19 protein-coding genes and 1 pseudogene are annotated in these 22,992 nt (G+C 36.0%); 14 read left to right on the forward strand and 6 right to left on the reverse strand.

The features are described from left to right. Positions 1–103: 103 nt before the first annotated feature. The 3 genes and pseudogenes from EG849_RS13495 to EG849_RS13505 all read left to right on the forward strand — a co-directional run. Positions 104–703, forward strand: a pseudogene (locus EG849_RS13495) (AIM24 family protein); the annotation flags it as partial. Between the two features lie 85 nt (positions 704–788). After that, positions 789–1,058, forward strand: a complete 270-nt coding sequence (locus EG849_RS13500; RefSeq protein ID WP_125013635.1) for a hypothetical protein — start codon at positions 789–791, stop codon at positions 1,056–1,058. A 128-nt stretch (positions 1,059–1,186) separates the two neighbouring features. Continuing rightward, positions 1,187–1,705: a thioredoxin family protein gene (locus EG849_RS13505; RefSeq protein ID WP_125013637.1), complete on the forward strand. Its 519-nt coding sequence runs from the start codon at positions 1,187–1,189 to the stop codon at positions 1,703–1,705. Between the two features lie 55 nt (positions 1,706–1,760). Here the strand turns inward: EG849_RS13505 and EG849_RS13510 are convergent, their stop codons facing one another. Beyond that, positions 1,761–3,500 carry a DUF885 domain-containing protein gene (locus EG849_RS13510; RefSeq protein WP_125013639.1) on the reverse strand — a complete coding sequence of 580 codons (1,740 nt, stop codon included), beginning with the start codon at positions 3,498–3,500 and terminating at the stop codon, positions 1,761–1,763. Positions 3,501–3,669: 169 nt separating this feature from the next. Here EG849_RS13510 and EG849_RS13515 point away from each other — a divergent pair, with 169 nt between their 5' ends. Beyond that, the gene (locus tag EG849_RS13515) at positions 3,670–4,227 is read left to right on the forward strand and encodes a DUF6642 family protein (RefSeq protein WP_125013641.1); all 558 of its coding nucleotides are present in this window, start codon (positions 3,670–3,672) and stop codon (positions 4,225–4,227) included. A gap of 108 nt (positions 4,228–4,335) precedes the next feature. Here the strand turns inward: EG849_RS13515 and EG849_RS13520 are convergent, their stop codons facing one another. Further along, positions 4,336–5,802, reverse strand: a complete 1,467-nt coding sequence (locus EG849_RS13520; RefSeq protein ID WP_125013643.1) for a glycosyltransferase — start codon at positions 5,800–5,802, stop codon at positions 4,336–4,338. Between the two features lie 445 nt (positions 5,803–6,247). Between EG849_RS13520 and EG849_RS13525 the strand changes: the two genes are divergently transcribed. Continuing rightward, complete coding sequence (locus EG849_RS13525; RefSeq protein ID WP_125013645.1) at positions 6,248–6,424, forward strand: histone H1; 177 nt, start codon at positions 6,248–6,250, stop codon at positions 6,422–6,424. 538 nt (positions 6,425–6,962) lie between these two features. Here the strand turns inward: EG849_RS13525 and EG849_RS13530 are convergent. Both EG849_RS13530 and menD read right to left on the reverse strand, forming a co-directional pair. Further along, entirely contained in the window at positions 6,963–7,796 is an 834-nt protein-coding gene (locus tag EG849_RS13530) for a CvfB family protein (protein WP_125013647.1), read from the reverse strand. Between the two features lie 103 nt (positions 7,797–7,899). Next, the gene (gene menD, locus EG849_RS13535; protein WP_125013649.1) at positions 7,900–9,558 is read right to left on the reverse strand and encodes a 2-succinyl-5-enolpyruvyl-6-hydroxy-3-cyclohexene-1-carboxylic-acid synthase; all 1,659 of its coding nucleotides are present in this window, start codon (positions 9,556–9,558) and stop codon (positions 7,900–7,902) included. Positions 9,559–9,656: 98 nt separating this feature from the next. Between menD and EG849_RS13540 the strand changes: the two genes are divergently transcribed. Next, positions 9,657–10,154 (forward strand): GNAT family N-acetyltransferase, encoded by a 498-nt coding sequence (locus EG849_RS13540; RefSeq protein ID WP_125013651.1) that lies wholly within the window; start codon positions 9,657–9,659, stop codon positions 10,152–10,154. A gap of 2 nt (positions 10,155–10,156) precedes the next feature. On the opposite strand, the gene EG849_RS13545 is transcribed toward EG849_RS13540, so the two are convergent. Beyond that, positions 10,157–10,747, reverse strand: coding sequence for a glutathione peroxidase (locus EG849_RS13545; RefSeq protein ID WP_125013653.1), 591 nt, complete (start codon positions 10,745–10,747; stop codon positions 10,157–10,159). A gap of 112 nt (positions 10,748–10,859) precedes the next feature. After that, the gene (gene ccsA, locus EG849_RS13550) at positions 10,860–14,090 is read right to left on the reverse strand and encodes a cytochrome c biogenesis protein CcsA (RefSeq protein WP_125013655.1); all 3,231 of its coding nucleotides are present in this window, start codon (positions 14,088–14,090) and stop codon (positions 10,860–10,862) included. A 408-nt stretch (positions 14,091–14,498) separates the two neighbouring features. Between ccsA and EG849_RS13555 the strand changes: the two genes are divergently transcribed. The 8 genes from EG849_RS13555 (at position 14,499) to EG849_RS13590 (ending at position 22,971) form a co-directional block, all read left to right on the forward strand. Beyond that, positions 14,499–15,263 (forward strand): Rossmann-like and DUF2520 domain-containing protein, encoded by a 765-nt coding sequence (locus EG849_RS13555; RefSeq protein ID WP_125013657.1) that lies wholly within the window; start codon positions 14,499–14,501, stop codon positions 15,261–15,263. Further along, positions 15,247–15,774, forward strand: coding sequence for a KdsC family phosphatase (locus EG849_RS13560; RefSeq protein WP_125013659.1), 528 nt, complete (start codon positions 15,247–15,249; stop codon positions 15,772–15,774). Before EG849_RS13555 ends, EG849_RS13560 begins: the two co-directional genes overlap by 17 nt. 72 nt (positions 15,775–15,846) lie before the next feature. Next, on the forward strand, positions 15,847–16,773 hold the full coding sequence (locus EG849_RS13565) for a geranylgeranylglycerol-phosphate geranylgeranyltransferase (protein ID WP_125013661.1): 927 nt from the start codon (positions 15,847–15,849) through the stop codon (positions 16,771–16,773). Further along, positions 16,763–17,353: a Maf-like protein gene (locus EG849_RS13570; RefSeq protein WP_125013663.1), complete on the forward strand. Its 591-nt coding sequence runs from the start codon at positions 16,763–16,765 to the stop codon at positions 17,351–17,353. Before EG849_RS13565 ends, EG849_RS13570 begins: the two co-directional genes overlap by 11 nt. A 3-nt stretch (positions 17,354–17,356) precedes the next feature. After that, positions 17,357–17,887 (forward strand): mechanosensitive ion channel domain-containing protein, encoded by a 531-nt coding sequence (locus tag EG849_RS13575; protein ID WP_125013665.1) that lies wholly within the window; start codon positions 17,357–17,359, stop codon positions 17,885–17,887. Positions 17,888–17,971: 84 nt separating this feature from the next. Further along, complete coding sequence (locus EG849_RS13580; protein WP_233581806.1) at positions 17,972–19,807, forward strand: BamA/TamA family outer membrane protein; 1,836 nt, start codon at positions 17,972–17,974, stop codon at positions 19,805–19,807. Positions 19,808–19,883: 76 nt separating this feature from the next. After that, the gene (locus tag EG849_RS13585) at positions 19,884–20,339 is read left to right on the forward strand and encodes a hypothetical protein (protein WP_125013667.1); all 456 of its coding nucleotides are present in this window, start codon (positions 19,884–19,886) and stop codon (positions 20,337–20,339) included. Between the two features lie 112 nt (positions 20,340–20,451). After that, positions 20,452–22,971, forward strand: coding sequence for a PIG-L family deacetylase (locus EG849_RS13590; RefSeq protein ID WP_125013668.1), 2,520 nt, complete (start codon positions 20,452–20,454; stop codon positions 22,969–22,971). Positions 22,972–22,992: the final 21 nt, after the last annotated feature.

A 22,992-nucleotide genomic window follows, 5' to 3' on the forward strand; every position in this document is an offset into this window, starting at 1 on the left:
TCCGGTGATGTGTTGCATCTTTAAAAATACGAATATTCCTGTTTTTATGCAAATAGTTTTTTATATTTGGAAGTAATTAAACGAAGGTTTTTTCACAGACTGACGTTTGCTAACAGGCGAAAGTCTTTTTATGACCGTTTTCTTAAATCAGTTCCATGGCAAAAGAAAGGTAAGCTTTGCCTCTCCTTATCCTGGAAAAATTGTACCCATTGACTTGACCCGGTATGGTGGCAAATTCATCTGCCAAAAAGATGCTTTCTTATGCGCAGCAAAAGGGGTTTCTGTGGGAATAGAATTTTCGAGAAAACTCGGAAGAGGCCTTTTTGGAGGCGAAGGATTCATTATGCAAAAATTAGAAGGTGACGGAATGGCTTTTATTCACGCCGGCGGCACTTTAGCCCGAAAAGAATTAGCCATGGGCGATGTTTTGAAAGTAGATACAGGCTGTATTGTAGGCTTTACGCAAGATGTAAATTATGACATTGAATTTGTAGGTGGCATTAAAAATACCGTTTTTGGTGGCGAAGGTTTGTTTTATGCTACTTTGCAAAGTCCAGGAATTGTGTATATCCAATCGCTTCCGTTCAGCAGATTGGCCGGACGTGTCTGGGCGTCAGCGCCTCAAGGCGGTGGAAAAAATAAAGATGAAGGAAGTCTTCTTGGCGGTTTAGGAAATTTACTCGACGGAGACAACAGATTTTAAAGCTGTAAGTATTTTTTAAAATCGTGTAACGCATTTTTTCTAAAGTCGGGCCAACTTTGTAATCAACCAAAAAAATTAAATGATTATGAAAGGTTTAGACAAATATATTTTTGCGTTTTTATTAATTGCGTCACTGATTATGATATTTGCTTCTTGCAAACAGACCAATAGCGAAGAACAAGTTTTACAGCAAAATTCTACTACTGAAACGGAACAGACCTACACCAGTGAGGGAACAATGAGCACGGGAACAAAAGACACGATGAACGATCACACCAACGGAATTGAAAACGGATCAATGGAAAATAATTCGGGTGAAGTTCCTGTAAAAGGGGAAGTTCCTCCAAAAAACTAACAATAATTAAGTACTACATTTTACATAAAAAGCCACTCATGCAGTGGCTTTTTTAATTATTTTAAGTTGCCTTTCTAAATAGTTAAAAGGAATTCCGTAATTTCATCATCTCAAAAAATCGTACTACAATGAAAATAAAAACACTATTCGTTTGTCTGTTCTTTTTAGGAACAATTTCTACAGCCACTGCTCAAGAAAAAGCTTCTGTTTTACTTGAAAAAGCCATGGCCCAAGCCAAGAAAGAAAATAAAAAAGTTTTTGTGATGTATCACGCTTCTTGGTGTAGCTGGTGTAAATTGATGGAAAAGAATATGAATGTTCCCTTGATCAAGCCTTTTTTTGATAGAAGTTATGTGACTGTCTTTTTAACGGTTCAAGAACGCGGTGACAATAAAAATCTTGAAAATCCGGGAGCGATGGATTATTTGAAGCAATCAAAAGCGGAGAATTCTGGAATACCTTTTTGGCAGATTTATGACACTGACGGAAAAATCTTGGCAGACGCTTTTGATTCTAAAGGGCAAAACTTGGGCTGTCCCGCTTCGCAAGAAGAAGTGGCTGAATTTACCCATAAGTTGAAAAAAACTTCTGATTTATCTGAATTAGAAAGAAGAAATATCGCCACGATCTTTATCAAAAAAAAATAATCTAATTTAGTTTTAATTAAAAGCCCGAATAAGAAATTATTCGGGCTTTTGTTTTTTACTGCTCTTCCTTCAGCATCAATTCTTTAATGTATTTTACCGGAGCGCTTCCGTAACTCAAGAATTTTTCGTGGAATTGTTTTAGTTTAAAATCCTTTCCTTGTTTCTTTTTCAGCTCTTCCCTAAAATCATAAATCTCAGAATAACCCGTGAAATAAGAACACAATTGCACTTGAGACAAAGTCGCGCGTTTCCATTTTCCTTCGGCTTCCGCATTTTGCTGAAACGCTTCTTGGGTCAACAAATGAAGTGCTTCTTCTTTTGACATATTTCTAGTGTGGACGCTATTGTCTAAAATGGTATTGCAAACCGTTCTCAAATTCCATTTATAATACATCAGCCACATTTCGTCTGAGTTTTTATATCCGCTTTCCAGCATCATTTTCTCGGTATAAACCGCCCAACCTTCAATCATCGCGCCGTTTCCAAGAATAGCCTTGATGATGCTTGGCGATTGATTGGCATAAACCAATTGGGTGTAATGTCCCGGAATGGCTTCGTGAATGTTTAAAATCTGTAAGATATAATCGTTGTATTCTCTTAAATAACTCTCTGAATCTTCTTTTGACCAACCCGAAAGGCTTCCTACATTATAATAGGTATTTGCATTTTTATCATACGGTCCGGGTGCAGAAATGGATGCTCCAGCAACGCCCGCCATATAATCTGGCTCTTTTCTTACCACCAACGGTTTTGACGGATCAATGTATAACAAATCTTTTTCTTTTACATACGCCGTCAATTCGGGAATCTGTTTTTCAATTTCAGACTGAAACTTCTCAGGAGTTGTGTGCTGTAATGAAATCTTGTCAATCACTTGTTTGATTAACGCTAATTTATCTGTTGGTTTCGGCTCTCTGCCCAAATACTTTTCCCAAAGCTTGTCCGCTAGCGTAAACATTTTATCGTGCAGTTCTTTTTTCTGCGCAACCGCTTTTTGATAAATCTGCTCCGCATTATAACCCGATTGGATATCAAAATCAAACTTTTTCGCATACAATTCTTGCCCTAAACGGAAAGAACGAGGCGTTTTGTTTTCTAATTTTTGCAACCAAGAAGCAAAATCTTGAATTGCTTTCACAGACGTTTTGGCTTTCGCCAAAATTTCTTCTTTTTCTGTTGGAGACAGTTTGCTTTTTTCAACTGCCACTTTCAATTCATTTTCAAAGACTGAAATTCCACCAAGGTTTTGCGCAATTGCCAAATTGGTGTGTTCTACTGTTGGGTTTTTGATGTTCTTTTTGGCAGCTTCATAATAGGGAGGAATGTTATCCATCTTCAAGTTGAAATTGCTAAGCCTGTCTTCTAACGAATCGTAATTTCCGTTTAAGATTTCTGCAAAAGAACCGCCGACATTATATCTGGAAGGATCCCACTCTGACGCTTTTACTTCGTTGATTGAAAATGCAAATCCTTCTAAAAGATTCTTGATCATATAAAAATCAGTCTTATTATTGTCAGAAAGCTTTTCAAGCGAATAGTTTTTCAAGGAATCCAATTGCGTCTTTGAAAAATCCAGCTGTCTCGTTTTGCTGTTTGCATCTGGAATAATTAAAATGCTGTCGTAATTATGAAAACCTTGGTTCGCTGCCCAATCCGGATTTAGTTTCCAAAGTTCATTTACAAAATAGTCTTTGTAATTGTCAAAGCTTTTATCAATGTTAGCAGAAGCGTTTTCTTTTTCGTTACACGAAAAAAGTACCAAAGCCAATGCTACTGATGCAATTGTTTTTTTCATTTTATTGTTTTTTGATTCGTTAAAGATAAACATTCTTATAAATCGATTTGTACTTTTTAAAATATATCGTTCCTTATAATTAACTAATAAAACGGCACTATTAAATAACAAGCACTTATCCATAAAATCTTATTTTTGTAGTCCAATTAAAAGCACTAAACCTACTTGTATGGATTATGATAAATTTATTTTCTGCCTTGAAGCGGTTCCCGATGTAGAAAAAGAGTATGAAACCGAAACTGTAAAAAGCTTGGAGCATCTTGCCATTCAAGGCATTGACAGCATTTATAAAACATGTGATACCATTGAAGGCATTGAAGAAAGCCTCACCACCTTGCTTTACGACGACCACAATTTCAAGAATTATGAAATCATTTATCTGGTTATGAAAGGTGAAGAAAATAATATTTGCCTGAACAATTATTATTACAGCCTTGAAGAAATTGCAGAGCTTTTTGAAGGAAAGATGCGTGGCAAAATCATTCACTTTGCTAATTCAAAACCTTTAGACTTGACAAATGAAGAATCACAATATTTTTTAGATGTTACGGGAGCCAAAGCGATTTCGGGTTATGGTGGCTATACCAGCAAAGTAAGCAGCAGTAAACTGGACCAAGTTTTTTTCAGCTTGTGCCAAGACGAAACAGATGTGGTGCAAATTGTGGAAGACTTGCACGAAAAGCATTATACGATTTGCAAATTACTTGATTTTAGGTTGTACTATTAATATCGCTTTAAGACTTTGTGTTCAAGATCTTGAAAATTTGACGTATATAAAAAATCCAAGAAACAACTGCTTCTTGGATTTTTAATTTATTGTGTTTTGTGTTTCTTTTTAAGAAAGCTCTCTCGTTAACCAACCTCTTTTTCCTACTGTAACAATAGCATAAGGCATGATCCAGAATAACCCGAAAGTGTATAAGATGCTGTAAGTATAGGCCCAAACCGATTCTGAGATTCCGTGCCTTTTGGCGTAAAACAATACTGGAAAGCTGGACGCGATCAAGATTCCTGCAAAAGTGGAACTGATGAACAAAACGGGGTGCATCGCAATGAAGAAAAACATAAATATCATAAACGGATACGCCATGACAATGGATAAAAGCTGGTTGATGTACAGCAACCTTGCTCCTGCTTTTGAACCTTCTTTAAAATCTTTGAAAACAAACTTTGCCATCATCAAATTTTCACGAACATTGCTTCTTCCCCATCTGATGAACATTTTATACAGTCCGGTGTAGGTTTCTGGAACGTTTGTCAGCACGTGAGAATTTCTTTGGAACAAAACTTCTTTTCCTTGTTTTAAAATCATGTTGGTCATCGCACGGTCTTCTCCAATATCAGAAGGCTGTCCCATAAAAGTCTGGTCAATCCATTCCGGAAGGCATTCAAAAACCGCTGTGCTTCTGTAGGCCGCTAAAGCTCCGGGAGTACACAGTACCGTTCCCAACATACTTTCTACCGAACGGACAAACTCAAAGCTCATTACGAAGCTTACTTTCAACATTTTTGGAAGCATCGCTTTATTGTTGTTCAATACTTTTACATTTCCGGCAACAGCTCCACATTTTTCGTTTTTTACAAATGGTGAAACCAAGTTTCTCAATGTGTCTGGTTTTACAATCGAATCACTATCAATCGTTACAAAAACTTCTCCAGTTCCCATGTTGAACCCACGGTATAATGCGTGGCGTTTTCCTTTGTTTTCAGGTTGCTTTAAGATTGTCAATCGCTCTCCTAATTCTTTTTTAGCTTCCTGCATCCAAGACCATGTGTCGTCTTTGCTTCCATCATCAATGGCTAACAATTGCATTTTTTGCTCTGGAAAGTCGCTTGCTGCAACACTTAAAAGTGTATCCCAAACTAACTTTCCTTCGTTGTAGGCCGGAACGATAATCGTTACCGTAGGCAATTCTTCGTCGGTTACTGAAGCTACCGGTTTGTATTTTAAATAAAGAAAGACATTGTAAATAAAGAAACACAATTTGAATGCCAGTAAAGCGCCCGCCAAGATCATAAAGGAGAGCCCAATGGCGGAACCCATTCTCTGCAAGTTGAATTGTTCAAAATCACCTTGCAATTCATATACCAGATACGCTCCTCCGATAAGCAATGCAAAGGTTCCTAAAATTACGGAAGTATTTAATTTGCTGATCCTTGCGAATGCATTATTTAAAAAAGTTTGGTTGAATGTAAGTTTGTTGACCTGAAGCAGGAAGTTGTTTAAAACTTGTTCTTCAATAGTTCCTGATTCTTTTTCTGCTGCGTAAAGTTCGTTTGAAGTAATGGTATCGCCTTTCATATATTAATCTATTTGGATATACATTTTTTTTAAACAGTTAGGCAAGTCTTGTGCCATTCGCGATTTAGTAGCAAATACAAGTGTTTCTGCTACTTGTGGGTGGGTAAATGTGTAGAAATTCTTTACAAATTGCCCCGTTTTCTACACCTGTAGAGTGTCGATTATTTGCTCATTTGTTGAATTGGATAATTATATAATCAGCACTGAACCCATTCTAGATCTGAGTTGTGTGAAGACTTTATGCGATTCTATGCGAAGATTTTTTGCAGAAAGAGCGCTTTTTTTTGACCCTTTCAAGCATTATTTTGTGATTCTATTCCCTTTTAAAGCGTTCAGGTTCACTCTGCAAGCGCTGTATTGGTGTTTTTGTTAGAAAAAAACGGGTTCAATTCTTTAAAAGCTACTGGATATGCCTTAAATTTGCTGTATAACTTAATCACGAATCATGAAAGATCTAATCGAGAAAATCAACGCAGAATTTGAAACATTTAAAACGGAATCTGATTCATTAACTGAAAAAGGCGTTAAAGCGGCAGGAGCCAGAGCACGTAAAGCTACATTGGAACTTGAAAAACTTTTAAAAGAGTTCAGAAAAGTTTCTATCGAAGAGTCAAAAAAATAATACTTTTTTGTTATACTTTTAAAAAGGCTGTCTGTAATGGATGGCCTTTTTTGGTTACACTAAAATAAAGTTATAAAAAATTAATCATATGAAAAGTTTACAAGCACGATATTAAAGCGTAAACAAAAGATTTAACTATGTTTTTTAAATTATAAATTATCCAAGCAATCGAATGAGACATCTCAACATAACAGAAGCTATAAATAAGTAACCCATGTATAAAAGCCGATGTTAAATGCCTCAGAAAATCCGTTAACTTGATTGGGAAAATCAAATACCATCAAATACGCTATATTTACGCGAATTGAATATAATGTAGCTGAAAGGTTTATTATAGAAAATAAAAAGAAGAAAAGCGCAAGAATCGACTGCTTTACAATTGGTTCTTATGCGTTGCAAGCATTCCAAGCTTCTTAAGCAGTATTTCTCCAGTTATCTATAAAAACACGCACCAAAACAGTTTCCTAAATAAAAAAAAACGATTCCCTATCGGAAGCGTTTTTTTTGTTAGATTGTGCTAGTCAAATTCGCAATTCAATTATTTAACCAAATAAATTCCGTCTTCTTTTAACTCTATTAATTTTTGCTTGTATAAAACACCAATCGCTTTTTTGAATGTCTTTTTGCTCATTTTCAAAACCGTCTTGATATCTTCAGGATGACTGTTGTCGTTTAAACGAAGAAAACCTCTGTTGGCCCGAAGCTCATCCAAAATCTTTTCTGCATTAGGTTCTACTGCCTCAAAACCTTGCTTTTGCAAAGCCACATCGATTTTTCCATCAGGACGAATGTTTTTGATAAATCCCCGTTTCCTGTCGCCAGTTCTAATGGTTTCATCATATACTTCGTCTTTGTAAAGCAAGCCTTTGTGTTGCTCGTTTATGATCACATTTATTCCAAGATCGGTAATGTGAGAAACAATCAAATCAACTTCTTCACCAACTTCTACGGTAATTTCATCATTGCTTAAAAACTGGTTTGTCTTACTCGAAGCTACCAAACGTTTGGTTTTTTCATCCATAAAAAGATACACCAAATAACGTTTTCCCTGCTCCATCGGGCGCGCTTGCTCTTTAAACGGAACCAGAATGTCTTTTTCCATTCCCCAATCCATAAAAGCACCCACTTGGTTGACATAACTTACACGCAAAAGTGCAAATTCATTCAACAAAATATAAGGCTCCAGCGTGGTCGCTACAGGTCTTTGTTCGTGATCAAGATATACAAAAACAGATATTTCATCACCGATTTCAAACACTTCTGGGACATATTTATTTGGCAATAAAACATCCTCTTTTCCGTTCGTCAAAAAAAGTCCGACTTGCGTGTCGCGATCAATTGTTAACGTATTGTATTTTCCTATTTCAATCATTTTCTATAAAATATTGCAAAGTTCTTAATTGCAAGGCGCAAAGGTACAAATGTTAAATGTAAAAAAGTGCTTTGTCATAATTAAGTAACAGTATTATAATTTCTTAATCTACCAATTCCTTAAAATAATCTACTAAAATTTTATCATTTTTTAATGTTGGCGTAAAAACTTCTAGAATCGATTGGTTTTTACTTTCATAAAATTCATTCAAGCTATTGTCTAAACTTTCTTCATCACTTGCCGTATAATAATCAAATTTGTACATATTTGCCAAATGTTCGCCCGTCAAGCAATGTGAAGTTTCAAAGTAAGTATTAAATACAGGCGTTTCTTGGTGCCCCGGAAGAATTCTGAAAATACCTCCGCCTCCATTATTCAGTAGAATTATCTTGAAATTCTTCGGAATATAATTGTTCCAAAGTCCGTTGCTATCATATAAAAAACTGATATCGCCGGTAATCAAAATCGTTTCCTGACCGCTTGCTAAACAAGCTCCGACAGCCGTTGAAGTACTTCCGTCAATACCGCTTGTTCCGCGATTGCAGAAAACTGAAATCGTTTCGTCAATATCCACCAATTGCGCATAACGAATCGCAGAACTGTTGCTGATTTGCAATTGGCTATTCTGTGGAAGGCTTGGCATTACTTTTTCAAAAACCTTAAAATCTGAAAAAGGAATTTTAGAAAGATACAAATCGTGTTTCTCTTTTCGGAAGGCTTTTAATTCCTGCATTTTTTGATTGTAATCTGACTCGACATCCTTTGTCTTTGGCAAAAACTTTTCAAAAAACTCATTCGGACTTATTTCAAAATGTTTTGTCAACGCATTAAAAGTATTGTAAGCTCTTAAAGAATCAATGTGCCAATGTGATTTAGGGCGGTATTTTCTCAAAAAAGCTTTTATCCTTTTTGAAACCACCATTCCTCCAAAAGTCATTAAAATATCGGGTTGAAATTCTTTAAAATCTTCCTCAGTAAAAGGAGTGATTATCGTGTCAATATTATTTACAAAATTAGGATGATGCAAATTTGATGTCGTTTCTGTCATTACCACAACCGAGGGATCATTCGCCAATTGATCTATAAAATTTTGTTCAATTTCATTTGGTGCATTTACACCAACCAAGATTAATTTCTTAGCCGAAGCATTCCATTTGGAAGCAAATTCAGTTAAATCTTCAGCAAAATTGGCGTTTTCAAAAGTCATTTCAGAAATCAGCGGATTTACAGAAACATCAGAAACCGTTTCATACAAAGGCTCTTCAAAAGGCGCATTGATATGAACCGGACCTTTTTTCACCTGTGCCAAAGTAATCGCATCAGAAATCTTCAAGTCATTTTCTTGAGAAGCTTCTGCTAGTAAATTTGCACTGTACAAAATGTGATTTGCATATACATTTTGCTGGCGTATTGTCTGTCCGTCGCCAATATCGATTTTATCCAAAGGACGGTCGGCAGAAATAATCACCAACGGAATCTGGCTGTAAAACGCTTCAGCAACCGCCGGATAATAATTCAGCAGCGCCGAACCCGACGTGCAGACAACAGCCACCGGCTTTCCAGTTTGCTGCGCCATTCCCAATGCAAAGAAAGCGGCGCTTCTTTCATCAGCAATACTATAACATTTAAAGGCCGAGTTGCTAGCAAAACCAATAGTTAACGGCGCATTTCGGGAACCTGGGGAAATCACGATTTCGGTAAGTCCCTTGGCCTTGCAGATTTCAATTATGCTCTGCGCCAAAGGTATTTTTGGATAAGTCATCTGTAGTGTTTCAAAGTATCAAAGGTACAAAATACCAAAGCTTTCTAGACAAACTTAACAAGATTTTCTATCTTTGATTGAAGGAAAAAACAACAGCTATGCAACCAATTATCAGAACCGCAAGAATTGAAGATTTAGAAACAATTTTAGAAATTGTAAACGATGCCATTTTAAATACAACGGCAATTTATGATTATGACGTGCGGACTTTAAACGAGCAGATTTCCTGGTTTCAAGAAAAACAAGAAAGCAGTTTTCCGGTAATTGTTTCTACTGACGAAAATGATAAAGTTACTGGATTTGGAACCTACGGAACTTTTAGAATGAAAATTGGGTTTAAATTTACCGTTGAACATTCGGTTTATGTAAAGGAAGGTTTTTCTGGAAAAGGTATTGGAAAAGCACTTTTATCAGAATTAATTGCTTTGGCGAAAGCCCAGAAAATGCACGTTATGATTGGATGCATTGATGCTGAAAATACCGGAAGCATTACATTTCACGAGAAATTTGGGTTCAAAAAAGCCGGAATCTTAAAAGAATCCGGCTATAAATTTGACAAATGGCTTGATTTGCAATTTGTGCAATTGCTATTATAAAATTATGCTTTTAACCAGTTAACAATTTCTGGATCGGTTGGCAATGTTCTTGGAGAAATTACTTTTACTAATTCTCCTTTTTCATTAATTAAATATTTTTGGAAGTTCCACTCTACTTCTGAATCTTGCAAACCGTTTTTAGATTTTTCTGTCAAGAATTTATAAACCTCGTTCATATCATCACCTTTTACAGAAATCTTATCCATCATCGGGAAAGTCACGCCGTAATTTTGCTGGCAAAAAGCTCCGATTTCTTCATTTGTTCCTGGTTCTTGCGATGCAAAATTATTGGCTGGAAAACCTACGATCACAAAATTCTTGTCTTTATATTGGTCATAAATCGCTTGCAAATCTTTGTATTGTGGCGTTAAACCGCATTTTGACGCCGTGTTCACGATCAGTACTTTTTTTCCTTTTAAAGAAGCAAAATCAAAATCGTTTCCTTCTAAATCTTTTACCTTAAATTGGTAGATGGTCTCTTTTGCCATTGTTTTTCTATTTTGGGTTGACGCTTTTTCTGATTTATTTTGAGCTTGATTTTGCTGGCACGCAAAACAGCTGATGAATGCAAACGCAAGGACTAACTTTTTCATTTTCATTTTTTTTTTATAAAATTAAAAATTAGCTTCGGATTTCAATTAAAACTTTTGTTAAATAAAAAAGCCCGCAATATTTAAATTACGGGCTTTTTTATAATTATAGAATTTAACTTCTCAAATATTTTTTCTGCTTAAAGTAAGCCAATGCTGAAATCAACACTACAATTGCAAACGAAATGTACACGAAGTTTGGTGTTACCACTCTATCTCCACTTGCATAAGAATGCAGTCCGGTTAAGTAGAAGTTTACTCCAAAATAAGTCATCATAATTGAATAGAAAGCCAAAACACTGAATACATTGAAAATCCAAGTACCGCGTAATCCCGGAACCAATCTGGCGTGAATCACAAAAGCGTAAACCATGATGCTGATCAAAGCCCAAGTTTCTTTTGGATCCCATCCCCAGTAACGGCCCCAGCTTTCATTGGCCCACTGCCCTCCCAAGAAGTTTCCGATGGTGAGCATTACCAAACCAACTGTTAACGCTAATTCAGTGATGTATGTAATTTCTTTAATGCTAAGTTCCAGTTTTTTGCTATTTTCCTTATTGCTAAAAATCATCAGCAATAACGAAACCAATCCTAAAATCATTCCTAAAGCAAAGGGTCCATAACTCGCCACGATAACCGCCACGTGGATCATCAGCCAATACGAGTTTAAAACCGGTTGCAAGTTGGCAATTGCCGGATCCATCCAGCTCCAGTGGGCGATCATCAAAATCATGGACGCCACAAAAGCGGTTGAAGCTACGGTTAATTGTGATTGTCTTCCGAAAGCCAAACCAAAAAACATGGTTGCCCAACCCACATAAATCATCGATTCATACGCATCACTCCAAGGTGCGTGGCCTGAAATGTACCATCTCATGATCAAACCTGCCGTATGCAGTGCAAAAAAGATTCCGATTAAAATGTGGAAGAATTTTACAGCAAAATTGATTCCTTTGTTATTTTTAAAAATTTTGATAATCGTAAATATCAACATGAAAACACCCGCCATCATATATAAGTAGTACAAATTCTTAAAGATATCATACTTGTTATACATAATTTCTGAGTCAATTTTTTCATCGCTCGGACGAACTGACTTTCCATATTTCTTTTGGAAAAGCTCGATTCCTTTTAAGATTTCATCTGCTTGGTTGTAGCCGCCAGAAGTTCTTGCTTCCTCTAAAAAGCCCATGTAAGCCGGCAGCACATTTTTGGTATAGGTAGAATCTACTCCCGTAATTCCTGACTCATTTAGTTCTAAAGGAGAAATCCATTTATTACCTTTATCAAAAGGAATTGGGAAGACCCTCAAAATTCTTCGGCTCAAGGCGGCGCTTAAAAGCACTACTCTTTTATCAACTTCAATAAAATCTTTTTGAAACTGGTTCGGAACCGCTGCTTTTTGAGCTTCTTCTAAATAGGGAGACAATTTGTAATTTCCTTGTGCATCAAAAAAGTTGATGAAAGAAACAAATTTACCTTTTTTCTCCACTCCCAAAATTTTATGAAGACTGTCATTGTCTTTCTTCACATATATAAAAGGAATATTTACCCAAAATTCAGGATATTGCGACATTGATAAAAATACCTGGTCTGAATTCAAACCTCTGTAGGTATCGCTTTTACTTACTTTTCGAAGCAATTCAGAAGAGAAAGTATTGATTGGCTTCATTCTTCCGCCGTCATCTTGAATAACCAGCTTTCCAAATTTTGAAGCATGTTCAGGCGACACTTTAATTTTTTCTATAAAAGAATCAATATCAGCATCAGACGGAATTTTTATCAATTCTGCGGTTTTGCCTGTAGCATTAGCTCCATGTTTATGGCCTGGTGCATTGTGGTCGTGCTCATATTGCGCAAAACTTCCAACGCTCAAGAATAAAAATAATACCGTCAGCAACTTGGCTTTTTTCGCTTCGATTTTTGCTAATTTTTTCTTCACTTCTCCAAATCTAGAATTTTTATCAAACATAATTGCCATCAAACCAATGTATAAAAGGAAGTATCCGATGTAAGTAATCCATGTTCCGATATAATCGTGATTCACAGAAAGTATTGTTACATTTGGTTCATAAGTCTCTCTCAAATGATTGTCTGTGTAATCATAAGACGCTTGGAAAAAACGATACCCGCCGTGATCCAAAACATTGTTCATAAAAATTTCATAATCAAAAGGCTTCTCGTCTTCCACCGTAATTTTACTTCTGAATGCAGAAAAGCTTTTTAAAGTTCCTGGATATTTCTCTGCTATAAAATCGTTCAGTTTGATTTTAAAAGGCAATGTATAAATCTTGCTACCAAAGAATAAAGTGAATTCAAGGTCACCCATTTTAAAAGATTGAGGCTCGCCCATTCTTCCTTTGGAACCAATTAAAGTCACTTCTTGCGTTTTCCCACCTGAATTAATATTTACAATTAAAGCGTCTGTAGTTGTTTTGTCTTTGTAATCATTGTTTGATTCAAAAGCCACTTTTCCTTTAATCGGCGCATCCGGAAAAACAAATTGCGCACCGCCTACATTATATAAGGAACGAAACATCAAGTCTTGGACTGAATCTTTGGCAACAGTACCTTGCATTTGATCAGCCATTCGCATAAAACTGCCTCCAAACGGAGCGTTAAATGTGTATTTATCACCAACTTTGTTCACGTTTACGGCGCCTTCAGTAGGTTTGTTAAAAGCAAAAAGCACGTTGTGAATATTTTGCACTTCGCCTTCTTTTAAATAATGCTCATGACGATTTCCATCGCCAGATTCCACCATTTTAAGATACGTCGCTCCGTTTGGATCTTCTTTGATCACTTCTTTGGCGTTCATCACAAACTCCTTAAATTCAATCTCATAAGGCGTTTCGTCAAACTTTCCGGTAATTGAAAAATCGTTATTCACTTTTGGTGAAAGCAATAATTCTTTTTCTTCTGATTTGCGTTTCATTTCACCTTTATATTCGCCGTCTACAAAAACATTCAAGAACGTTTTTTCAGAGAAAATCTGGTTTTCAGACTGCCCTTCAGTAATTGACATCATCCCTTCATAACTGATGTATCGCGTCCAGAAAGCACCAACCAATATTAAAATAAAAGAAAGGTGAAGCAACAAGGTGGTCCATTTTTCTTTTTTATACAGTTGGTACCTTTTAATGTTTCCAACAAAGTTAATTACAAAAAAAAGCATGATTGCCTCAAACCACCATGCATTGTAAATCCAAAGTCGGGCTACATCAGTGTTATAAGCATCTTCAACGAAAGTTCCGATTCCCATCGCAACGGCAAAACCAACAAAAAGAACGGCCATTAAACGAGTTGAGAACAGAAAGGAGGAAATGGTAGTAAAAATCTTATCCATGGGTATGAATTACATAGTTTTAAAAGTGCCACAAAAGTAAGCAAAAATGTTTGATAGAATTCGCATTCACAACCCCGTGTTTTCCTAATTGGCTGTTAATATTTTCTAAAAATTCTGCTATTTTATCAGAAGCGAAAGGTTTTTTCAATTTCAGCCCGACATTTTCCCGCTTTCTGCAGTAGCTTTTCTCCGAAAAAACGGAAGAAAAGGCTACTCCCGCCAATCGGGGCTATTTTGAGAAACCTTTTGATTTTTTGGTGGCCTCAGGATCAATCTATGGCGATAAAATCTTTTAAAAAAAATTAGCTCTATTCAATTAGGAATACACTTCCAATAAAAACATTGAAAAAATACGCTCAAAACCTTCACCAAACTTGATACTTCAAACTTTATAACTAAATTAGCGCCATGATTAAAGTAACCATTATCGGCTCAGGAAACGTGGCACAGCACCTTATTGCGGCTTTTTTAAAGAGCAGTGAAATTGAAATTTGCCAAGTTTTTTCCAGAAATAAAGAAAGTATTTCACACTTGGTTGATCGTTCAAAAATCACAGACAATTATGATTCTCTTTCAGAATCAGATATTTATATCATAGCGGTTTCTGATAGTGCCATTGCTGAAGTTTCCTCAAAACTGCCATTTAAAAATCGTTTTGTCGTCCACACTTCCGGAAGCGTTCCATTAGAAGAGTTAGATTCAAAAAATAAGCGTGGCGTTTTTTATCCGTTGCAAACGTTTACAAAAAATAAAGAAGTTGATTTTTCAACCATTCCCACTTGCCTGGAAAGCGAAATCGATGATGATTACACCATTTTAGAAAATCTCGCCGAAGCCATTAACAGCAGGCATTATTTAATCAGTTCGAGCCAAAGGAAATCTTTGCACGTTGCCGCGGTTTTTGTCAATAATTTCACCAATCATTTATATCAAATCGGTGCAGCTATTTGTGATGAACACCAGCTTCCGTTTGAAATTTTAAAACCTTTAATTGCTGAAACGGCTCAAAAAGTGCAAAGCCTATCGCCTCTTGAAGCGCAAACGGGTCCGGCAAAAAGACACGATCAAAATACGATTGACAGCCATTTAGCGTTACTTACTGATCAAACTCAAAAAGAAATTTACAAAATACTAACACAATCCATCCAACATTCTCATGTCAAAAAGTTATAAAGAAATCATGAACGACATCACCACATTTATTTTTGATGTGGACGGCGTTCTGACTGACAGTTCTGTACATATTACACCAACTGGCGAAATGCTTCGTATTATGAATATTCGCGATGGTTTTGCCATGAAAGCGGCCGTTGAAAGCGGGTATCACGTTTGTATTATTTCTGGCGGAAGCAACGAAGGCGTAAGAATCAGATTAAAAAACTTGGGAATTAAAGACATTCATTTGGCTTGTCCGGATAAAGTTCAAAATTTTAAAGAATACACTGAAAAATACAATATCAAGCCAGAACAGGTTTTGTATATGGGCGACGATATTCCGGATTATCACGTGATGAAATTGGTAGGCCTGCCCACCTGTCCGCAAGATGCAAGTCCGGAAATTAAAGCAATTTCCAACTACATTTCTCACAAAAACGGTGGCCGCGGTGCCGTAAGAGACGTGATCGAACAAGTGATGAAAGTACAAGGAAAATGGATGGACTATTTTAACGGTCAACACGATTAAAAAAAATTACGTTTTAAGTTGGCAGATGTCAAATTTGAAAAACTCATAATTCATTAACTTATAATTAAAAAAATGTCTTTTTTAAAACTCATTCGGTATCAAAATTTACTAATGCTTGCCTTGATGCAACTGGTTTTCAAGTATGGTTTCATTGATTTCCAAGGAATTCCTCAAGCTTTGAACCACTGGCAATATGGCTTGTTGGTTTTTGCAACTGTCTGCATTGCGGCCGGAGGTTATTTGATCAACAACATCATTGACAAAGAGACTGACGAAGAAAACAAACCCGAAAATGTGGTGATTGGAAACGCAATATCTGAAACTATGGGTTATAATCTTTACATCTCCTTAAATGTTATCGGTCTTGCCTTAGGATTTTACATCGCTAATATTGTTGGAAAACCAAGTTTTGCCGCCGTTTTTATCATTATTGCGATGACACTTTATGTGTATGCAAACGGTTTGAAACAAAGTCTTTTGATTGGTAATTTTATTGTAGCCATTTTACTTTCATTAAGCATTTTAATCATTCCTGTTTTTGACCTTCTGCCTGTAATTTTTCCTCACAATCAAGTCGGCATGGGAATCATTTTTGAAATATTTATTGATTATGCTGTTTTTGCTTTTGTCCTTAATTTTATTAGGGAAATAGTTAAAGACTTAGAAGATATAAAAGGAGATTATAACCACGGAATGAATACATTGCCCATTGCTTTAGGAGTTGCACGAACTGTAAAAGTTGTTTTTGGATTAAGCTTTATTCCCATCGGATTTATAATTTATTATATCAATGAAAATCTTTTTTCAAATGATTTGTATTATGCTTCTGCTTATGGATTCCTATTGATTTTGGCACCGCTTTTATATTTTACGGTAAAAATCTTAGGCGCAAAAAACAAGAAAGATTTTGGACATTTAAGCAATGTCTTAAAAATTGTAATTTTCTTCGGAATTCTTTCTATCGCAGTCATTAATTGGAACATTTTATATGCTAGATAATCTCAAAAACCATAAGATAATCTTGGCTTCAGGTTCGCCAAGAAGACAGCAATTTTTTAAAGACATGCATTTGGATTTCGAAGTGCGTCTGAAAGAAGTAGAAGAAATTTATCCAGATCATTTGAAAGCTTCTGAAATCACTGATTTTTTAGCAGTTTTAAAAGCCGATGCTTTTCAAGAGGATTTGGGACAAAAAGATATTTTGGTAACCAGCGATACCATCGTTTGGCATAACGGAAAAGCCTTGGGGAAACCAAAAGATTATGACGATGCTTTTCAGATTTTAAAAACGTTATCTGATTCAACGCACGAAGTTTTCACCTCGGTCTGCATTAAAAGCTACCACAAGACTGCTATTTTGAACGACGTGACAAAGGTTACTTTTTCCACGCTTTCCGACGAAGCGATTGCCTATTATCTTGAAAATTATAAACCATATGACAAAGCCGGCGCTTATGGAATTCAAGAATGGATTGGCATCATCGGAATCAGCAAAATTGAAGGTTCGTATTCAAATGTAGTCGGGCTTCCGGTTCAAAAGGTATATGAATATTTTTGTAACTTTGAAAAAAACAGCTAAAAAATGTCCATCATTAAAGAATATACTCCTGAAATTTTAACTACACTAATTTTGTTGGTCTCAGTTTCGGTTATTCGATATTCGGTTACCACACTGATCAAACGTTACGCAAAACACGCAGAAATTAATGAACATAGAGCCGTTTTAGTTAGCAAGTACATCAATATCGTTATTATGTTGCTTACTTTAGCTGCTGTTTTCATTATTTGGGGTGTTAAGTCAGACCAAATTTATTTGGCTTTTACTTCTGTAATCACCATAATTGGAGTGGCGTTCTTTGCGCAATGGTCGATTCTAAGCAATATAACAGCCGGAGTCATTTTGTTTTTTTCTTTTCCTTTTAAAATTGGTGACACCATCAGAATTCACGATAAAGATTTTCCTTTTGATGCAGAAATCGATGATATTAAAGCTTTCCATACGTATTTGAGAACCAAAGAGGGCGAATTGGTGACCTATCCAAACAATCTTTTGTTACAAAAAGGTGTTTCTATTGTAAATGTTACCCGAGAAGAACAAGATTTCACTGATTAATTTAACTATGTGTTGGCAAATTTCAGTGAAAACTATTTCGTAATTTCACTATAAAAGTTGTTTCCTGAATAGAAAAAATTGCCAATGCCCCAAAAATTAAAATTACTTTTATTCTTACTAGTATTGTGTAGCTGTCAAATCTTGTCTGCTCAGGAAAAACCTGTCAAAAAAGATTCGCTTCGCGGGTATCGAAACATTGAACGCTATTCAAAAAAACGAGGCGTTACTAAGTTTTTACACAAGTTAATTTTCAAACCTGTTGATTCCAAAAAACCGGATAATCGAAAAAAAGACAAGGTAGTACAGAAAAACTATAATCAATATGAAGGAAAAATAATTAGAAGTATTACAATTGAAACCTTAGATCCTTTTGGTTTATCTGAAGTGGATTCTACCAAAAAACCTCGAAATGGATTAGAAAGATTTGGAAACAAAATTCACGTCAAAACAAGTGGATTGACAATCAAAAACCTGTTACTAATCAGGAAAAATCGTCCGTTAGATTCGCTTTTAGTCAAAGAATCAGAACGTTTAATCAGAAGTCAACGTTATATCAGATCGGTGAATCTGGTTACCAAATTTGCAGAAAACAGCAAAGATTCTGTTGACATTTTTATTACCGCATTAGATTCTTGGAGCTTAATTCCCAATGCTTCGGGTTCAACTTCCAAAACAACATTTGAGCTAAAAGAACGAAACTTTTTAGGAACCGGCCACGAATGGGACAATACGTACAGACAACGATTCGACAATGGTAGAAGCGCTGTGAGTTCAAGATATACGATTCCGAATATTTTAAATACGTACATCCAAACTTCAATAGCTTATAAAATTGATGAAGTTGGAAATTATTCAAAAAGCGTAAACATTGATCGTCCCTTTTTCTCTGCTTTTGCAAAATGGGGAGCTGGAGTTTATGTTGCCCAAGATTTTGGTGTAGATTCACTTCCCGATCCAACAGGAAGATATGGTATTCAAAATTTTAAAGTAGGAACTCAGGATGCTTGGGTTGGTAAATCTTTGAAAATATTTGATGGCGATTCTGAAGAAGATCGAACCACGAATTTTATTACTTCTTTGCGTTTTTTGAGAAGAAATTACACTGAATTTCCAACGAGAGAATATGATAGTTTACGTTTTTTCTCTGATGAACGCTTTTATCTTGCTGGTTTTGGAGTTACTTCCAGAAAATTTATTCAAGACAAATACCTTTTCAACTATGGAATTACCGAAGATGTTGCCATCGGAAAAGTTTATGCTTTGACGGTTGGGTACCAAAATAAAAATCATATCAATCGTCTTTATTTGGGAGGAAGATTTGCTTTTGGACAATATTTCAATTGGGGCTACTTCAGTACAAATATTGAATATGGAACGTTTTTTAGAGGCGCAATTACACAACAAAGCACGATGTCTTTTGAAATTAATTATTTTACCAATTTAATACAAATCGGCAAATGGCGACTCCGACAATTTGTGAAACCCACAGTTGTGTTAGGCACAAATCGGTTTGAAACTGTGGCAGATCGACTAACGCTTAACGATCAATATGGCATCTCTGGATTCAATAGTTTTAAACTTCGTGGCACAAAACGGGCCTTAATTACGTTGCAAACACAATCGTATTCACCTTGGGTTTTTGGAGGCTTTCGTTTAAATCCATTTTTGAGTTATGCAATTGGAGCCTTAAGTGATGAAAATAATAATCTATTTAATGGAAAAGCGTATTCTCAAATTAGTGTAGGAATTATGATCACCAATGACTTCTTAGTTTTTAATAATTTTCAGCTTTCGTTTTCTTTTTACCCAACGGTACCAAGAGATGGCAACAATCCGTTGCAAACAAATTCTTTTAGAACAACAGATTACAGAATGCCGAATTTTGAATATGGAAAACCTCAAATTGTTCCGTACCAATAGTTAAAATTATCTAAAATAATTTCTACTGGCACAGTTCTTGGATTTACTTCAATAACAATATAAAAAACCCAACTCTATGAAAACTCTAAAAATTTTAATCGCAGGATTTGCACTGTTAGTGGCAAATTCGCTTCCGGCACAAGTTTCAGTCAGTGTCAATATTGGTGCCCGCCCTGATTGGGGACCTGTAGGTTACACAGAAGCAAATTATTATTATTTGCCTGATGTGGAAGCGTATTATGATGTAAGGCAGTCTAATTTTATTTATGCAAACAACGGAACCTGGATTGCAGCGAGAACATTGCCTTCCCGATATCGAGGTTATGATCTTTATGCAGGTCCAAAAATTGTTTTGACAGATTATCGTGGCAACAGGCCTTATACTTATTTTAAAACACACAAAGTAAAATATAAAGGGCATCGCCCGCAGACTGTGATCGTAAAAGAAACACACCACCACCATTACGATAAAAAACAGCACAAACACAAAGAAAAAAAACACCATAAAGGTCGTGGTCACGATCGTCACTAATAACATTGAGAGAGCCAATTCGGCTCTCTTTTTTTGTTAAATAACTTTTCAAAAAAGGCTCACGGATTTTTTATTATTATATTTGAAGCTATTGAGATTACTAAAATTAAAAATGATACCGAAAACATCTTTTCAATCGTTGCTATTGCTTCTTTTTTCATTCCAATTTTTGAATGCGCAGCAGCCACAAAAACCATCCTCTGGCGATATTTATGAACAAGTTCAAAAACTGAATTTTTTAGGTTCGGTTTTGTATGTGGCCGCGCATCCTGATGATGAAAACACCAAGCTCATCTCCTATTTTTCAAACGAAGTTAAAGCGAGAACCGCTTATCTTTCTTTAACCCGCGGTGATGGCGGCCAAAATTTGATTGGAGCTGAACTTCGCGAAATGCTTGGCGTTTTAAGAACTCAAGAACTTTTGGCCGCCCGAAGAATTGACGGTGGCGAGCAACTCTTTTCCCGCGCCAATGATTTCGGCTTTTCAAAAGAACCGAATGAAACTTTTTCAATTTGGGATAAAAATCAAGTGTTGAGCGATGTCGTTTTGGCAATCAGAAAGTTCAAACCTGACGTAATTATCAATCGGTTTGACCACAGAAGTCCAGGGACAACGCACGGCCATCACACGGCATCGGCAATGTTGAGCTTGGAAGCTTTTGATTTAGCAAACAATAAAAATAGCTATTCAAATCAACTTTCAAATTATGAAGTTTGGCAACCAAAACGAATCTTTTTCAATACATCGTGGTGGTTTTATGGAAGCGAAGAAAAGTTTGAAAAAGCTGATAAAAGTAAAATGCTTGCCATAAATGCCGGCGTTTATTTTGGCGTAAAAGGAAAAAGCAACGGAGAAATTGCAGCACTTTCAAGAAGCCAGCACAAGTGCCAAGGTTTTGGAGCTTCAGGAACTCGTGGCGATGAAATGGAATATCTTGAATTTTTAAAAGGTGATTTTCCAAAAGACAAAAACAATCTATTTGAAGGAATTAATACTACTTGGTCGCGCGTAAAAGGCGGTGAAGCTATCGGAAAAATAATGAATGAAATTGAAGCTAATTTCAATTTTAAAGATCCTTCGGTTCACCTACCAAAGCTGGTTGAAGCTTATAATTTGGTTACTAAATTGGAAGACAAGCATTGGAGAGAACTTAAAAAACAAGAACTTGAAAGCATTATTTTGGCTTCTGCCGGATTATTTTTAGAAGGAATTTCTTCAGAACAAAGCACCAATCCGGGTGGTGAATTTACTTTAAGAATCGAAGCGTTGAACCGTAGCAATCAAGATATTGAACTTACAGGAATTGAGTTTTTAAACAATCCGAAAAGTGGCTTGACTGCTGGAAAAAAATTAGAGAAAAACAAACCTTTTAAAATGGAAAAAGTTTTAAAAGTAAACGAAAATACTGCTTTCACTTCGCCCTATTGGTTGAACGAAAAAGGAACTTTGGGAATGTATGCCGTTAACGATCCAAATTTAATTGGAAAGCCAGACAGCGAAAAATTAAAACTGAAATGGAATTTAAAAATCTGTGGCCAGCCTTTTGAATTCTACAGAGAAATCGCTTACAAATATTCAGATCCTGAAAAAGGCGAAATTTACCAGCCTTTTGAAGTGCTTCCTGAAGCAACGGCTTCCGTTATTGACGATGTGACGATTTTTGCGGATGCTGCACCAAAGAATGTTCTGGTAAAAGTAAAAGCCGGAAAAGCTACTTTAAAAGGAAAAATCAGCTTGAATGCTCCTAAAGATTGGATTGTTTCTCCATCAGAAATTGATTTTGAAATCGCAATGAAAAACGACGAGAAAATTGTTTCTTTCACGGTAACGCCTCCTTCGTTTGAAAGCAAGGGAATTATTGCTCCAACGATAACTTCCGACGGAAAAAAATATACTTCAAAATTAACTACCATTCAATACGATCATATTCCAAAACAGTCGGTTTTAATGCCATCCGAAGCTTCTGTTGTTCGATTAAATATCAAAAAAGCAGGACAAGTTATTGGTTATATTGAAGGTGCTGATGATGAAATTCCGAAGAGTTTGAAACAAATTGGTTATGATGTCCGCATTATCAAGCCTGCTGAAATAACGGAAAATTCGTTGAAAGAATATGACGCCATCGTAATGGGAATTAGAGCTTACAATGTAATTCCCGAACTTCAATTTAAACAGCGGTATTTATTAGACTATGTAAAAGATGGTGGCAATCTAATTGTTCAATACAACACCGTTGGCCGCCGTGGTTTTAGTTTTCCAAATGTTTCTCCGTATGAATTGCAGTTTTCTGCCGACAGAGTTACTGATGAAAACGCAAAAGTTTCCTTTTTGAACGCAACACATTCGGTTTTAAACCATCCTAATAAAATAACGGATGCCGATTTTGAAGGCTGGGTTCAAGAGCGCGGCTTGTATTTTCCTGATAAATGGGCCAAAGAATTTACGCCAATCTTAGGGATGAAAGATTTGGGCGAAAGTGAAAAACAAGGAAGCCTTTTAGTGGCGAAATACGGAAAAGGATATTATATTTACACGGGATTAAGCTTTTTCAGGGAATTGCCGGCTGGCGTTCCAGGTGCTTTTAAGCTTTTTACCAACCTAATTTCAATAGGAAAACAGGAAAAAAAATAACTCGATGAAAGAAAATAAAAT

Source organism: Flavobacterium macacae (assembly GCF_003865365.1).
GTDB classification, from domain to species: domain Bacteria; phylum Bacteroidota; class Bacteroidia; order Flavobacteriales; family Flavobacteriaceae; genus Flavobacterium; species Flavobacterium macacae.

Coding starts and splice junctions, on each gene's coding strand:
- EG849_RS13570 (WP_125013663.1), top strand. CDS start 16,763: ATGCTAGATAATCTCAAAAACCATAAGATAATCTTGGCTTCAGGTTCG.
- EG849_RS13575 (WP_125013665.1), top strand. CDS start 17,357: ATGTCCATCATTAAAGAATATACTCCTGAAATTTTAACTACACTAATT.
- EG849_RS13555 (WP_125013657.1), top strand. CDS start 14,499: ATGATTAAAGTAACCATTATCGGCTCAGGAAACGTGGCACAGCACCTT.
- EG849_RS13500 (WP_125013635.1), top strand. CDS start 789: ATGAAAGGTTTAGACAAATATATTTTTGCGTTTTTATTAATTGCGTCA.
- EG849_RS13525 (WP_125013645.1), top strand. CDS start 6,248: ATGAAAGATCTAATCGAGAAAATCAACGCAGAATTTGAAACATTTAAA.
- ccsA (WP_125013655.1), bottom strand. CDS start 14,090: ATGGATAAGATTTTTACTACCATTTCCTCCTTTCTGTTCTCAACTCGT.
- EG849_RS13545 (WP_125013653.1), bottom strand. CDS start 10,747: ATGAAAAAGTTAGTCCTTGCGTTTGCATTCATCAGCTGTTTTGCGTGC.
- EG849_RS13540 (WP_125013651.1), top strand. CDS start 9,657: ATGCAACCAATTATCAGAACCGCAAGAATTGAAGATTTAGAAACAATT.
- menD (WP_125013649.1), bottom strand. CDS start 9,558: ATGACTTATCCAAAAATACCTTTGGCGCAGAGCATAATTGAAATCTGC.
- EG849_RS13565 (WP_125013661.1), top strand. CDS start 15,847: ATGTCTTTTTTAAAACTCATTCGGTATCAAAATTTACTAATGCTTGCC.
- EG849_RS13530 (WP_125013647.1), bottom strand. CDS start 7,796: ATGATTGAAATAGGAAAATACAATACGTTAACAATTGATCGCGACACG.
- EG849_RS13505 (WP_125013637.1), top strand. CDS start 1,187: ATGAAAATAAAAACACTATTCGTTTGTCTGTTCTTTTTAGGAACAATT.
- EG849_RS13520 (WP_125013643.1), bottom strand. CDS start 5,802: ATGAAAGGCGATACCATTACTTCAAACGAACTTTACGCAGCAGAAAAA.
- EG849_RS13560 (WP_125013659.1), top strand. CDS start 15,247: ATGTCAAAAAGTTATAAAGAAATCATGAACGACATCACCACATTTATT.
- EG849_RS13515 (WP_125013641.1), top strand. CDS start 3,670: ATGGATTATGATAAATTTATTTTCTGCCTTGAAGCGGTTCCCGATGTA.
- EG849_RS13580 (WP_233581806.1), top strand. CDS start 17,972: ATGCCCCAAAAATTAAAATTACTTTTATTCTTACTAGTATTGTGTAGC.
- EG849_RS13590 (WP_125013668.1), top strand. CDS start 20,452: ATGATACCGAAAACATCTTTTCAATCGTTGCTATTGCTTCTTTTTTCA.
- EG849_RS13510 (WP_125013639.1), bottom strand. CDS start 3,500: ATGAAAAAAACAATTGCATCAGTAGCATTGGCTTTGGTACTTTTTTCG.
- EG849_RS13585 (WP_125013667.1), top strand. CDS start 19,884: ATGAAAACTCTAAAAATTTTAATCGCAGGATTTGCACTGTTAGTGGCA.